Here is a 13,361-nt window from a genome sequence, read left to right on the forward strand (position 1 = left end):
AAGGAAATGTAGTTAATTCAAAAGATTACATCATCCCTAAGTTTTTTACAATACTTATGTGATCATATTTAACACTTAAAGTTATACGCTTTATGAAAACTCCCATATGTGCATTCAGAAAACTTCCAATATACGCTTTCCTGTTTTCTCTCAAACTAAAAAGGAACTAAAGTTTTTAATTATGTTATATTTTATATAGATGTGTTTACCGATGATCCAGCAAGAAACCGTCAGAAGGAGGACCTTTTAACTTGAAAAGTTTTCGTTTGCTTACCGATTATTTGCGTTCCAACAAAAAGCTTTATCTGCTGGCCGTCATTTTGATCATTGCGTCAAACGGAATTTTGGCGCTGCTGCCAAAGGTATTGGGTGAAGTGACGGACGGACTGAAAGCCGGGGAACTGGGCCACAGCGGAATCGTAAGGTACAGCCTGATTTTGCTTGGCATCGCCGTTGCTTACGGCGTCTTTTTCGGGATCGGCCAATTTACGATCATGCGGCTTGGACGGAGGTTCGAGTTCCTGACCCGTGGAAAAATTTTCGACCAGTTTTCTCGGCTTGCCGAAGATTTCTTCTCCAAGCAAGGGACCGGCAAACTGCTCAGCTACGTGATGAATGACGTCACTTCCGTGCGCGAGGCCATATCTTTCGGTGTTACCCAGACGACCAACGCCGTTTTTATGGTCATTTCCTGCGTGATCATCATGCTGTTTTCGGGCATTCCCTTCAGCCTGATGCTGATCAGCGTTTGTCCGCTGGCTGCGATTCCCTTTCTGGTTACCTATTTTGGTCCCCGGATCCGGGTAAGATCCATGTCGGTTCAGGAAAATCTGGCGTCCATGACGGAGTCGGCCGATGAACAAATCGGCGGTATTCGCGTGACCAAAACGTTCGCTATCGAACCTACCGCGCAAAACCGGTTCGGAGAATCGGTCGAGCAGGTGAAAAACGCACAGCTCCATCTGGTGCGGCTTTCTTCCCTTTTCCAAGCCTTGCTTCCGTTTCTCGGCGCGCTTTCGCTCGTCGTTTCGCTGCTGGTCGGCGGGTACATGACGCTTGAAGGCAAAATGACGCTGGGCAGCTTTGTGGCCTTGACGTTTTATTTGCGCATGCTTACCGGGCCGCTGCAAACCATCGGCAACGTCATCAACATGATGCAGCGCTCCGGCGCGTCGCTGGACCGGGTAAACCGTTTGCTTGGCGAAACGCCCAGCGTACGCGACCAGGAGGACGCCCGCCCTCTCCGCAGCGTGGGCAGCATTGAGTTTAACCATTTGACATTTTCGTATCCGAATTCCGGCGAACATTCCCTGAAGGATATCAGCTTTAAAATTCCGCAGGGGCATACCGTAGGTTTAATCGGACGAACAGGCAGCGGCAAAACGACGCTGGCCAAACTTCTGCTGCGTATTTACGAACCGCCTGCGGGAACGATCCGCGTCAACAATCAGGACATTACCGAAGTCACGCTGGAATCGCTTCGCAAAAAAATCGGCTACGTGCCGCAGGACGGCTTCCTGTTCAGCACCGACATTGCCGATAATATCGCCTTCAGCGACCGCTCCGCCGGGATGGAGAAGGTCGAAGTGGCCGCCGGTCAGGCTTTATTGCTGGAAAGCGTCAACACATTCCCTGAAGGGTTCCAGACCCGGCTTGGCGAACGCGGGGTTACCCTGTCCGGAGGCCAGCGTCAGCGGGCCAGCCTGGCCAGGGGGCTTATGAAGAAACCGGAGCTGCTTATTTTGGATGACAGCATGAGCGCCGTCGACGCCGTGACTGAGTCCGGGATTTTGAACAACCTTGTCCGGGAGCGCAGCGGCAAAACAACGCTGATCATCGCTCACCGCATCAGCAGCGTGCAGCATGCCGACGAAATCATCGTATTGGATCAGGGACGGATCGCTCAGCGGGGCACGCATGAACAGCTGCTTCACGATCCAACCGGCCTGTACGCTTCTCTATACCGTATACAACAGGAGGGATTGCAGCATGCCTAATCCGGCCGCTTCCGCTTTAAACGGGGATCAAACCAAATCCAAGCCGAAGAAAAAAGGCTCCTTGGAAGCTTTTAAGGCGGTGTTTGCATACGCCGGCCCTCATAAGCTGGCTTTTGCGGGGGTCTTCGTCTGCGCGCTGCTGGGCATTTCAGCAGACCTGCTGCAGCCCTATCTCGTAAAAATCGTCATTGACGACCATTTGGCCCTGGGGAAAAAGGATTTTGGTCTGATCGCCATCATTGCCGGCGTTTATCTCGGCATTTCCATCGTCAGTTTTATCTTTACTTACCTGCAAAACAACGTGCTTCAATACGCCGGCCAAAGCATTGTGGCCAAAATCCGCAATGACTTGTTCGGGCATATTTCAAAGCTGTCCATGTCGTATTTCGACAAAGTGCACCGCGGGAGCCTGGTCACCAACGTATCGAGCGATACCGAGACAATCAGCCAATTTTTCACCCAGGTGCTGCTGAGCCTGATCCGCGACGGAATGACTTTGATCCTGATTATCGTATTTATGTTCAACCTGGACGCTACTTTGGCCTGGTATTGCCTGATCGCGCTGCCGGTCATTGGGCTGGTCGCCTTTCTTTTTCGCCGGTATCTTCGTGAAGCTTATCAGACTACCCGGAGCCGTCTCTCCCGGCTGATCGGTTTTATCGCTGAAAATCTGTCGGGCATGGGCCTTATCCAGGCGTTCCGTCAGGAAGAAGAGCAGACGCGCCGTTTTACCGAGCATAACCAAAGCTACTGGGAAGGCAACATGCGCGAGGTGCGGGCCAATGTCCTCTTTAACCGGACGTTTGATTTCCTGGGCAATGCGGCACTGGTCCTGGTAGTCTGGCTGGGCGGCATGGCCGTCTTCCACAAGCAGATCGAAGTAGGCGTCCTGTACGCCTTTACCAGTTATATCCGGCAGTTTTTTGCCCCGATCAACCAGATTACGATGCAGTGGAACACCTTCCAGTCCACCATGGTGTCCATGGACCGGATCTGGAACATTTTCAGCTCCAAGCCGGCCGTTATGGAACCAGAGCCGGATCAAACGATCCAGCTCCAAATCGAGCGGGTAAAGGGGAAAATCGACTTTAATCATATTACCTTTGGCTACACCAGCTCCCGTCCGGTCATTCCGGATCTTGACCTGCATATCGCGCCGGGCGAAATGATCGGGGTCGTGGGGACGACCGGAGCCGGAAAAAGCACGCTCATCAGCCTGCTGAACCGCTTCTATGACGTAAATAAAGGAAGCATAGAAATCGACGGGGTAGATATCCGCCGCCTGCCTCAGCGTCAGGTTCACCAGATCGTCGGTCTTATCCAACAGGAGCCTTATCTGTTCTCAGGCAGTATTCTGGACAATGTACGCTTGTTTCAGGAGCATATTTCCCGGGAAAAAGTCGTCGAGGCCTGTCAGTTCGTCGGTGCCCATGAAATGATCATGCGCATGCCGGACGGTTACGAAACCCCTTTGACCGAGCGGGGCAGCGGGCTTTCGGCCGGGGAACGCCAGCTCATTTCCTTCGCCCGCATCATGGTGTTCAAACCGAAAATCCTGATCCTTGATGAAGCGACGGCCAATCTGGATTCGAAAACCGAACAGCTCGTCCAGGATGCGCTCACAAGCGTGTCCAAAGGACGGACAACGATCGTCATCGCTCACCGCTTGTCCACCGTCATGCATGCCGATCGCATCCTGGTGATGAAAAACGGCAGGGCCGTCGAGCAGGGCACACACGATCAGCTCCTGGCCCAGCACGGTTATTACGAAGAGCTTTATCAGCATGCGAAGCAGGCATCCGGCCAATAAAGATCGAGAATTGTAAGATTTTGTTTTCTCAGCGTCGAATTCTAGGTATAATTAAGCAAATGACTTTTTTTACCCGGAGTTCTGGAGGTTTGCTTGATGATTACGCGTAGAAAAGAGCCCTTTCGTTATTCGATGGAAGAACCGCTGGAATGCCAAATGGAAATCACGGCGATCAACCACATGTCCATTGCCGGCAAACTGGCTACCGTGGAGCTGATCGACATCAGCAAAAACGGCTGCAAAATCCGTTCTCCCCTCAATCTGCGGGCCTCCGAGCATAACATCGAATGCCGTATTCATGTGCGGCTGTACCAGGAAAACTTTATTTTTCCCGGGCATATCCGCTGGCAGAGCAACCTGGACGGCGTCAGCCAATACTATGGCATTCAACTGCATCTGAGCGAGGACGAGAAGGAAAAAATCAACGTCGAGCTGCGGACGCTGGCAGCGGAACGCAAAATAAAAGTGATCTAGGATATCCTGTTGAACGGTTTAGTAGAAGGCCGGTGCTGATGCACCGGTCTTTTTAGTTTAAAAAAGCAGCAGCTCAAAAAACGGGGTTTACATTCCAGTCACGAAAGCATACAATGATCGCATACGAAAGTGAGTAATCACTCATTTCTTAAGATCAGGATGTGATTCAGCATGGAAACCCCTCTTTCCCCCGTTCTGTCGGCAAGCCAGGTAAGCAGGAGTTTTGGAGGCAAAACGATTTTAAGCGATATCGAGCTCAACATTCGCCCGGCCGAAATTTTCGGCCTGCTGGGACCTTCGGGTTCGGGAAAAACAACGCTCGTCAAAATGCTGGCCGGCATCGACGCTCCGACAACGGGAGAGATCCGGCTGCTCGGCACCCGGCTGCCCAAACGTTCCATGCTGCAGCAAATCGGCTACATGGCCCAAGCGGACGCTTTGTATAACGAGCTGACCGCCCGTGAAAACATGGAATTCTTCGCTGCCCTGTACGGCCTCCGGGGCAAACGCCTCCGCGGCCGAATCGCGGAAACGGCTGAGCTGGTGGGCTTAAGCGAACATTTAAGCAAAAAAGCCTGGCAGTATTCCGGCGGCATGAAACGCCGGCTGTCACTGGCCATCGCCCTGCTGCACGAACCCCCGGTGCTGCTGCTGGATGAACCTACGGTGGGGATCGATCCGGTGCTGCGCCGCTCCATCTGGGCGGAACTGAGGGCACTCACCGGCAAGGGGACCACCGTCGTCCTGACGACGCACGTCATGGACGAAGCGGATAAATGCGACCGGCTCGCCATGATCCGGGACGGCCGCATTTTAGCCGAAGGTTCCCCGGCCGAACTGCTCAGACAAACAGGTTCGGACCAAATCGAAGACGCGTTTATCAAGCTGGGAGGTGCTGAGGGGTGAGAATTCGTGCAGTCATTCTCCGTACGCTGCGGCAGTTCAAACGCGACAAGCGTACCGTCGCTCTTATGTTTATCGCTCCGCTTCTCGTGCTTACTCTAATGAATCTCGTCTTTAACGGCTCCGCTTACGTGCCGCGCATCGGCGTGACGTCGGACGCCTCGGACCCTTTTGCGGCGATGCTGAAAAGCCGGGACGCGGAAGTGATTTCGTACGTTTCGGACGAACAAGCCGAAAAAGCGCTGGAAGACGAAAAAATTGACGCTTTCGTTTCTATACAGGGCAGCAAACCGGCCGTCCGGCTGGAGGGCAGCGACCCGACCGCCAGCCGTGCGGTCATGTCCGTTATTCAGGGCGCAATGGCTTCCCTTCAGCAGGCGGCAGCTCCATCCGCCGGAACTAACGGCCCCCCTTCGATCCATCCGGAAATCTCTTATCTGCACGGCTCGGAGGACATGAGCACGATCGATCACATCGGTCCCGTACTGATCGGATTTTTTATCTTTTTCTTTGTTTTCCTGATCGCCGGCGTAGCTTTCCTGCGAGAGCGGACTTCCGGCACGCTGGAAAGGCTGCTGGCCTCCCCGATCAGGCGCTCGGAAATCGTCCTTGGTTATCTGGGCGGCTTCGGGCTGTTCACCTTAGCCCAGGCGCTGCTGATCACCTGGTACAGCATCCAAGTGCTCGGCATCGTTATGGCCGGATCGTTTGGGTACGTGCTGCTGCTCACCCTGCTACTGTCCATGACTGCGCTGACCTTGGGCATTTTGCTTTCGGCTTATGCCAGCAACGAACTGCAGATGATACAGTTCATCCCGTTAATTATCGTACCGCAGCTGTTCCTGTCCGGGTTGTTTAATCTGGATACGCTGCCGGACTGGCTGGCCGCTCTCCGTTTCATAATGCCTTTATATTACGGGGCGCAGGCCATGACCGACGTGATGATCCGCGGACAGGGCTGGAACGGAATTGCCGCTGATTTCTTCATCCTTGTCGGCTTCTGTGTGCTCTTTACGCTGCTTAACATTGCGGCCCTTCGCAAACACCGAAAAATTTAGCGTATTATGCTAAAATGAAAAGGTGATTTTTAGAGGAAGGGGACTTTGAAATGGACCGCCAGCAGGACCGGGAAGTCGAACAATGGCTGGAAGAGCTGACCGCGATGGACGAGGAACGGCCGATGACGGCCAAACAGCTGCAGATCGTGCAATCGGCGGTGGACATCTTTTCCGAAAAAGGGTACGCCGCAGCCTCGACCAGCGAAATCGCCCAGCGGGCCGGCGTTGCCGAAGGTACAATTTTCAGGCACTACAAAACCAAAAAAGAGCTGCTGCTTTCGATCGTATCTCCGCTCATGAGCCGCCTTGTCGCGCCTTTTATTATCCGGAACTTTCAAGCCGTGCTGAACACGCAATTTGAAACCTTCGAGGCATTTCTCCGTGCGGTGGTCGAAAACCGGATCGCCTTTGCCCGCAAGCATATGAAGGTCATCAAGATTCTTATACAAGAGATACCGTTTCAGCCGGATTTGAGAGAAGCTTTCCTGGAGCAGGTCGGGACCCCCGTCGGAGCGCGCCTGCGGGATATCATGCTTTATTATCAGGAAAAAGGGCAGCTCAGCCCGGACATCGCGCCGGAAACGGCCATCCGTTTTACGGCTTCGACGATTCTGGGACTGTTCGCGGAAAAGTTTCTGCTGTTCCCTGACCGTGCCTGGGATGAGCAGGCTGCCGCCGACGAGATCGTCAGGCTGATTTTAAACGGCATGGGCGCACGTTCCGCCAACTCAGAGGGATGATTCGAAGCCGGAAGGCACAGCCTGACGGGATATAAAAAGCATAGAAAAAGGCCGTTGGAACGGTTGCACCAGGCAGCTGTCCAACAGCCTTTTTCTTTTTATTTTCAAGCCGACCTGCCTCTAGATATCCCTTTGCGTCAGCACATTCAAAAAAGCGGCCGCACGCGGGCTTTTCGGATTCCGCAGCACCTCGGAGGGCCGGCCCTGCTCCATGATTCTCCCCTCGTCCAGCAAAATGACCTGGTCCGCGACATCGGCCGCGAATTTCATTTCATGGGTCACCACGGCCATCGTCATGCCTTCGGCGGCCAGCTGCTTCATCACCTTCAGCACTTCGCCAACCAACTCCGGGTCCAGCGCCGAAGTCGGCTCGTCAAAGAGCAAAACCTCCGGATCCACCGCCATCGCCCGGGCGATGCCGACCCGCTGCTGCTGGCCTCCCGAAAGCTGATGCGGATAGTTATCCGCCTTTTCCGCCAGCCCCACCTTGCCCAGCAGCTCCAGCGAACGCCTTCTGGCTTCCTCCCTGCTTTTTCCCTGCACCGTCACCTGCGCTTCCATCACATTTTCAAGCGCGGTCCTGTGCGGAAATAAATTGTACGACTGGAATACCATGCCCGTGCGTTTGCGCAGCGCCAGCACCTCTTTGGGCTTCGGCTTCGAGCCCGCATGAAAATCAAGCGTGACGTCCCCGACCGTAAGACGCCCTTCATCCGGCGTTTCCAGCAGGTTAAAGCAGCGGAGCAGCGTCGTTTTTCCGGAGCCCGACGGCCCGATAATGACGAGCACCTTGCCTTTTTCGAGCGAAAGATCGACGCCCTTCAGCACTTCCAGGTCCCCAAACGATTTATGCAAATTTTGAATTTGGATCATCCGGTATCCCTCCTAACGCGCCGAAAAACGGGCAAGCCGTCTCTCCAGGTAATTTTGCAGTGACGACAGCACCGTACAGAACAGCAGATAAATCAGTCCTGCTTCCGAATAGAGCAGCAAGGGCTCATAGGTTGTCGCCGTCAACTGTTCGGATTTTTGGAACAGCTCCACGTAAGTAATAGTACCTGCCAAAGAGGTATCCTTGACCAGGCTGATAAAAGAGTTCGCCAGCGGCGGCACCGAAACCCGGGCAGCCTGCGGCAGAATCACCCGGCGCAAAGCCTGGTTTCTGGTCATACCCAGCGAATCGGCCGCCTCCCACTGTCCTTTCGGAATGGACAAAATAGCCGCCCGGACGATCTCCGATCCATACGCTCCGACGCTGAGGGTAAAGCCGATCACCGCCGCGGGAAAAGGATCCAGCGTAATGCCCACCGACGGAAGGCCGTAGAAAATAATAAATAACTGCAGCAGCAGCGGCGTGCCTCTAATAATCCATACATAAAAACGAGCGATCTGCGCCAGCACGCCGACTTTGGAAAGCCTGGCGAGCGCCGTCAGAATCGCCAAAAGAAGGCCGAGCACAAACGAAACCAGCGTCAGCGGAATCGTAAAAGCCACCCCAGCCTTGAGCAGGGGCAGCAGCGAGTCTATAAAGATCTGAATTTTACGGTCATCCATAGGTCAAATCATCCTTTGGGCTTGGGCCTTATTTCGAAACATCCTCGCCAAAATATTTTTTGGATATGCTGAGGTAAGTGCCATCCTTCTGCATGTCGGCCAGCGCCTGATTGACGGCGTCCACGAGATCGGTTTCTCCTTTGCGGAACAAGGCCGCGCTTTGCGAGGCGTTTGCCTCCTCATCGACCACTTTCAGCGGAATGTCGGGTTTTTGCTTCTTCAGATCCAGAAAAGACAGATTGTCATTGATCGTAGCATCAATTCGTTTAGAGTTGAGCAGATCGATCGCCTGATTAAAACCGTTGACGTCCACAATTTGGGCTCCATTGTCTTTGGCAAGCTTGCCGAGGTTGCTGGTCAACGTCTGCCCGGCTTTTTTCCCTTTAAGGTCGGCGAAGCTTTTGATATCGGTATTGTCTTTCCGGACAATCAAAACGGCTTTGGACGCAATGTAAGGGCTTGAAAAATCATATTTTGCCTTACGCTCGTCATTGATGGAGACCTCGTTAAAAACCGCGTCGAACCTCTTGGCATCCAGACCGGCAATCATGCCGTCCCACTGGGTTTCGACGAATTCGGCTTTTACGCCCAGACGTTTGGCGATTTCCTTGGCGATGTCGACATCAAAGCCAGTCAGCGCCCCGCTGGCATCATGAAAAGAAAACGGCGCGTAAGTGCCCTCCGTTCCGACTTGAAGCGAACCTTTTTGTTTGACCGCGGCCAGCGCCCCCTCCCCGCCATTTGCCGTACCTGCAGACGCTTCCGGCGCCGGACTTCCGGCAGTGCCCGGATTGGCGTTTTGCCCGGCATTGTTAGCATTGTTGTTTCCGCACCCTGCGATCATCAGAACAAAGATCAAAAGGGCTGCTGCCAGATTCCACTTTTTCAACATCATCCGTCTCCTTCCAGTCCTGTTGTCATGTATACTTTACCCAAAAAGTTCTTGGGTTATTTGATTTTGGACCCCCTGTCAAAAAAACATAAAAAAAACACTCCGTAGTGGAATGTTTTTTCTTCTTCAGACAAATAAACCGGATTTAAACAGGGTAAACACACCTTCGCAAAACTCTTCTTTGGTTGTTTCGTGATATTTCCGCTGATACATGTAGACATCCGGACTGACCACCGCAATGATGGCGTTTGCCGCCAAAGACGGGTTGCACGCCCCCATTTCCCCCCGCTGCACCGCCTCCGTGAGCAGGGACGTAATCAAAACGTTCAGGCGCTGAAAAAAAGGATGCTCAAACTGCGTTAATTGGTGTTTACCCATAAATTCCGATTTGATGACGTAAAGCAGCTCGGTCTGGTCATCGATGAAATCCACGATTTTCTCCAGGGTCCACTTCAGGCGGTACACTGTTTTGAAGGTTTCAGGTCCATTGCCTGCGCCAAAACCTGCAATTTCCTCGGCCGCAGGCCCCGCTTCCAGTTTCTCCAGCAGCGCTTCGCTGCTCCGGCGCACCAGCTCCGAGCTGATCTCGCCTTTATTGGCGTAACGCCGGTAAAGCGAGCCCTGGCCTATCTCCGCCTGTTTGGCAATCTGCGACATCGTCGCCTGCTCAAAGGTTCCGTTCCGCAAAAGCTCCAGAGCAACCTCCATAATCCTTTTTTTATATTCGTCTTCGACCTGCACTTTCTTCCCGGAGGATAAGGCTTCCGGTCCTTTCGTCACTTTTTTCCTGTTTTTGCTGCCGGCGTTTAACCCTCTCATAAAAAGCTGCTCCCTCTGAAACTAGGATTTGACAATACGGACAAATGTCCGTAAACTGGGAAATGAATTTACGGACATTTGTCCGTATAACCATTATATATAATACAAAGAACCGGACCGTTCAGTCAATGAACGCCGCAAGTCCGGAAACAGAGGAGAAGGATATCATGGAGCAAACCCTGCCCGCGGCAGCCGACTTCCGGCTGAAAAGTATTTTGGTTCCCTTGATCGCCATTATCGCCGGCGTATTTATGGTCGTCCTCGACGGGACAGCGATGAACGTCGCTTTGTCCACCCTGGTTAAAGATTTTAATACCACGCTCCCCACCCTGCAGTGGGTAGTGACCGGCTATATGCTGGCGCAGGCATCGGTCATCCCGCTGTCAGGCTGGCTGTCCGACCGCTTTGGCGCCAAGACGGTTTTTATGACCGCCGTCATTTTGTTTACGGCCGGTTCCATCTTGTGCGCCACCCCGCAAAATGCGGAGCTGCTGATCGTGTTCCGCGTTATTCAGGGCCTGGGCGGCGGCTGCGTGCTGCCGGTGGCAATGGCCTATGTTTACCGCCTCGCCCCGCGCGAAAAGGTCGGAATCGTCATGGGCATCATGGGGATCCCCGTGTTGTTCGCGCCGGCCATCGGCCCGGTTCTCTCCGGGTGGCTGGTCGAATATCATTCCTGGCGCTGGATTTTCCTGATCAATATTCCGGTCGGCATCCTTTGCGTACTGGTCGGCATCAAAAAGCTTTCCCGGGTGGATCGCAGCAGCGTACCCGGTTTTGATAAATTAGGCATCATCCTTGGACCGCTGGCCTTCGCTTCCCTGTCTTATGGCATTAATCAAGGCGCGGACAGCTGGACATCGAATAAAACCGTCATCGGCCTCGCTGTCGGCACCGCGGCGCTGATCGCTTTCGTGGTCACCGAGCTGCGGGCCAAATCGCCTCTCATGGAGCTGCGGATCTTTAAATCCGTCGATTTCAGCGTCGGCATCGTGGTGCAGTGGGTCGCTCAGTTCGCACTTTACGGCGCGCTGTTTCTCTTGCCGCAATTTTTGCAGCAGGCCCGCGGTTTTGAAGCCTTCGACACCGGCCTGATCCTGCTGCCGCAGGCGATCGCTTCCGGTCTGATGATGCCGGTTGCCGGCTTCCTGTTCGACCGGATCGGCGTCCGCTGGCTGGTCGTCATCGGCCTTAGCCTGGTTTCCGGCGCTTTGTTCCAATATTCGTACGTGGATATGAGCACGGAAGGCAAAGACCTGATCCTGCCGCTGATCATGTGCGGCGCCGGTGTAGGCATGATGTCGATGCCGATGAATACGCATCTGCTGAACAAAGCGCCGCAAAACCTTGTCGGGCGGGTCACGTCGCTGACCAATGCGATGCAGCAGGTGGTCAACTCTATGGCCGTAGCTGCGCTCGTCACCATTTTAACCTCCAAAACCACGGCACATGTAAACGACCTGAAAGCCGCTGCCGCTCAAGCCGGAGCAGCCGGCAATGCGGCGGCCGCTTCTCCGGAGGCCGTTCAGAAAGCCGCGGCGGGGGCCATGGCCCTTGGTTTTGACGACACATTTAAGCTGATGGCCTTCGTGGCCATCGGCGGGGCCGTTCTTGGCTTTGTCCTGCGCCGCGGCCGCAAAACGGAGGCTGCTAAAACCGCTGCAAGCGTTCAGGTTTCGGGCATGGAATAAAAGAATGAAGAATAAAGGCCGTTCCTGAAGGAACGGCCTGGCCTTTTTTAGGATCTATTAACTTCAGCTTGCCCTTCTCCCTCCCAGCCTTATCCCTCAAGCCGGCCGGCTGATCTCGGTTGAAACAGGCTCAGGCTCTTGCGGCTGCCGAACATCCCGCAATGGAGAAAACACCAGCAAAATCACGGGGGTCAAAGCTAAACAGCCGGACAAAAAAATCGCTCCCCTCAGTCCCAGCCAAAGCCCAAACGCACCGCCCAGCAAAGCTCCCAGCGGAACAAAGCTGCGGCTGATATAGGTTTGGGCCGCGTTTATCCTCTCCCATTTCTCCTCTGAAGCGGCCGCCTGTCGCAAGCCGGCTTCGGCCGCCAAATAAGCGGCGGTTCCGAGAGAGGAGCACATTTGCGCCAACAACAGCAGCGGAAAAAGAAACAGCATCGTCCCCTCCACGACGGAGACGAGTAAATAACCGGCTCCCACGAAAACCACGGAACCGATCAGGCATGATCCGATGCCGAACCGGGCGGTCATTTTCCTCGCCGCCCTGGTTCCCAGAATAACGCCGAGGCTCCCCGCCCCGTAAATAAAGCCGATCTGGACAGCGCCAACGGAGAGCTTTTGCACAAGAAACAGCACGTAAACAGCCTCGAAAGCAGAGCGGGAGAAATGAAGCAGCAGCGCGGAACAAGCGGCGGTCCTCAGATAAGAATGCGAAAAAATCATGGCGAAGCCGCTTTGGATGGGCTTCAGGACTCCTGTCCGGGGATTGGCCGGCAGGGTCTCCGTTATTTGAATCCGCCCAAACATCATCACGGAAATAAAATAGAACGCTACGTTGATCCAGAGGGCAAAAGGAGCGGTAAAAACCTGGATCAGTCCGCCTGCCGCGACAGGGCCGGCAAACTGCGCCGCTGCGCGCGATGTTTCCTGCCTGCCTCTATATTCGGTCAGCTCTTTCCCGCTTACTATCGTATGGAGAAAAGACCTGCAGGCAAATTGAATAACCAGCGTGCAGGCTGCGGACAGAAAAGCAATGACGTAAAGGGATTCCAGCGTCAGCCAGCCCACGGCGTGCAGGAGCGGGATCAAGGAGAGCAAAAGTCCGCTGATCAGGCTGGCATCCTTTAATATAGGGAGCCTATGGACCCGCTCTATCCAAACGCCCGCAAACCAACCGATCATCAAATATGGGGCTGCAAAAACAGCTCCTAATAGTCCCATCTCCAAAGCATCGGCCTGAAGCAGCGTTGCGGCAATCCATGGGAAAGCTATATAAGGGATGGGAGAACCCAGCATCAAAAGTGTTTGTCCCAGCCATAGCCGTCGGAAATTGGCATTAGGCCACCATCCTATTTTCTTATTCCAGGCCCGGTTCACCTTAATATCCCCCCTAGATCATCGACAACGGCGTTTATTGAAACAT

At 54.0% G+C, this 13,361-nt stretch carries 12 protein-coding genes; 7 read left to right on the top strand and 5 right to left on the bottom strand.

From position 1 onward, the window contains the following. The first annotated feature begins 251 nt into the window (after positions 1–251). From AC3ZPD_RS11125 to AC3ZPD_RS11150, 6 genes are all read left to right on the top strand, one after another. Complete coding sequence (locus AC3ZPD_RS11125) at positions 252–1,997, top strand: ABC transporter ATP-binding protein (protein ID WP_490984367.1); 1,746 nt, start codon at positions 252–254, stop codon at positions 1,995–1,997. Then, the gene (locus tag AC3ZPD_RS11130; RefSeq protein ID WP_490984368.1) at positions 1,990–3,807 is read left to right on the top strand and encodes an ABC transporter ATP-binding protein; all 1,818 of its coding nucleotides are present in this window, start codon (positions 1,990–1,992) and stop codon (positions 3,805–3,807) included. Before AC3ZPD_RS11125 ends, AC3ZPD_RS11130 begins: the two co-directional genes overlap by 8 nt. Positions 3,808–3,903: 96 nt before the next feature. Further along, complete coding sequence (locus AC3ZPD_RS11135) at positions 3,904–4,281, top strand: PilZ domain-containing protein (protein WP_490984369.1); 378 nt, start codon at positions 3,904–3,906, stop codon at positions 4,279–4,281. 171 nt (positions 4,282–4,452) lie between these two features. Continuing rightward, positions 4,453–5,187 carry an ABC transporter ATP-binding protein gene (locus AC3ZPD_RS11140; RefSeq protein WP_490984370.1) on the top strand — a complete coding sequence of 245 codons (735 nt, stop codon included), beginning with the start codon at positions 4,453–4,455 and terminating at the stop codon, positions 5,185–5,187. Further along, positions 5,184–6,242, top strand: coding sequence for an ABC transporter permease (locus AC3ZPD_RS11145; protein ID WP_490984371.1), 1,059 nt, complete (start codon positions 5,184–5,186; stop codon positions 6,240–6,242). Before AC3ZPD_RS11140 ends, AC3ZPD_RS11145 begins: the two co-directional genes overlap by 4 nt. A gap of 50 nt (positions 6,243–6,292) precedes the next feature. Beyond that, positions 6,293–6,982 (top strand): TetR/AcrR family transcriptional regulator, encoded by a 690-nt coding sequence (locus AC3ZPD_RS11150; protein ID WP_490984372.1) that lies wholly within the window; start codon positions 6,293–6,295, stop codon positions 6,980–6,982. Positions 6,983–7,102: 120 nt separating this feature from the next. Here AC3ZPD_RS11150 and AC3ZPD_RS11155 read toward each other — a convergent pair whose 3' ends face one another. The 4 genes from AC3ZPD_RS11155 to AC3ZPD_RS11170 form a co-directional block, all read right to left on the bottom strand. Then, the gene (locus tag AC3ZPD_RS11155) at positions 7,103–7,855 is read right to left on the bottom strand and encodes an amino acid ABC transporter ATP-binding protein (RefSeq protein ID WP_490984373.1); all 753 of its coding nucleotides are present in this window, start codon (positions 7,853–7,855) and stop codon (positions 7,103–7,105) included. Positions 7,856–7,867: 12 nt separating this feature from the next. Further along, complete coding sequence (locus tag AC3ZPD_RS11160) at positions 7,868–8,536, bottom strand: amino acid ABC transporter permease (protein ID WP_490984374.1); 669 nt, start codon at positions 8,534–8,536, stop codon at positions 7,868–7,870. Between the two features lie 28 nt (positions 8,537–8,564). After that, positions 8,565–9,428 (bottom strand): amino acid ABC transporter substrate-binding protein, encoded by an 864-nt coding sequence (locus AC3ZPD_RS11165; protein WP_490984606.1) that lies wholly within the window; start codon positions 9,426–9,428, stop codon positions 8,565–8,567. A 126-nt stretch (positions 9,429–9,554) separates the two neighbouring features. Next, positions 9,555–10,247: a TetR/AcrR family transcriptional regulator gene (locus AC3ZPD_RS11170; RefSeq protein ID WP_490984375.1), complete on the bottom strand. Its 693-nt coding sequence runs from the start codon at positions 10,245–10,247 to the stop codon at positions 9,555–9,557. 167 nt (positions 10,248–10,414) lie between these two features. Between AC3ZPD_RS11170 and AC3ZPD_RS11175 the strand changes: the two genes are divergently transcribed. Then, positions 10,415–11,938 (top strand): DHA2 family efflux MFS transporter permease subunit, encoded by a 1,524-nt coding sequence (locus tag AC3ZPD_RS11175; protein WP_490984376.1) that lies wholly within the window; start codon positions 10,415–10,417, stop codon positions 11,936–11,938. Between the two features lie 96 nt (positions 11,939–12,034). Here the strand turns inward: AC3ZPD_RS11175 and AC3ZPD_RS11180 are convergent, their stop codons facing one another. Further along, on the bottom strand, positions 12,035–13,315 hold the full coding sequence (locus AC3ZPD_RS11180; RefSeq protein WP_490984377.1) for an MFS transporter: 1,281 nt from the start codon (positions 13,313–13,315) through the stop codon (positions 12,035–12,037). Positions 13,316–13,361: the final 46 nt, after the last annotated feature.

The organism is Paenibacillus mobilis (assembly GCF_058267595.1).

Bases quoted from the DNA above. Each gene is read 5' to 3' on its own strand.
- AC3ZPD_RS11155 (WP_490984373.1), bottom strand. From the start codon at position 7,855: ATGATCCAAATTCAAAATTTGCATAAATCGTTTGGGGACCTGGAAGTG.
- AC3ZPD_RS11140 (WP_490984370.1), top strand. From the start codon at position 4,453: ATGGAAACCCCTCTTTCCCCCGTTCTGTCGGCAAGCCAGGTAAGCAGG.
- AC3ZPD_RS11135 (WP_490984369.1), top strand. From the start codon at position 3,904: ATGATTACGCGTAGAAAAGAGCCCTTTCGTTATTCGATGGAAGAACCG.
- AC3ZPD_RS11130 (WP_490984368.1), top strand. From the start codon at position 1,990: ATGCCTAATCCGGCCGCTTCCGCTTTAAACGGGGATCAAACCAAATCC.
- AC3ZPD_RS11175 (WP_490984376.1), top strand. From the start codon at position 10,415: ATGGAGCAAACCCTGCCCGCGGCAGCCGACTTCCGGCTGAAAAGTATT.
- AC3ZPD_RS11160 (WP_490984374.1), bottom strand. From the start codon at position 8,536: ATGGATGACCGTAAAATTCAGATCTTTATAGACTCGCTGCTGCCCCTG.
- AC3ZPD_RS11170 (WP_490984375.1), bottom strand. From the start codon at position 10,247: ATGAGAGGGTTAAACGCCGGCAGCAAAAACAGGAAAAAAGTGACGAAA.
- AC3ZPD_RS11150 (WP_490984372.1), top strand. From the start codon at position 6,293: ATGGACCGCCAGCAGGACCGGGAAGTCGAACAATGGCTGGAAGAGCTG.
- AC3ZPD_RS11165 (WP_490984606.1), bottom strand. From the start codon at position 9,428: ATGTTGAAAAAGTGGAATCTGGCAGCAGCCCTTTTGATCTTTGTTCTG.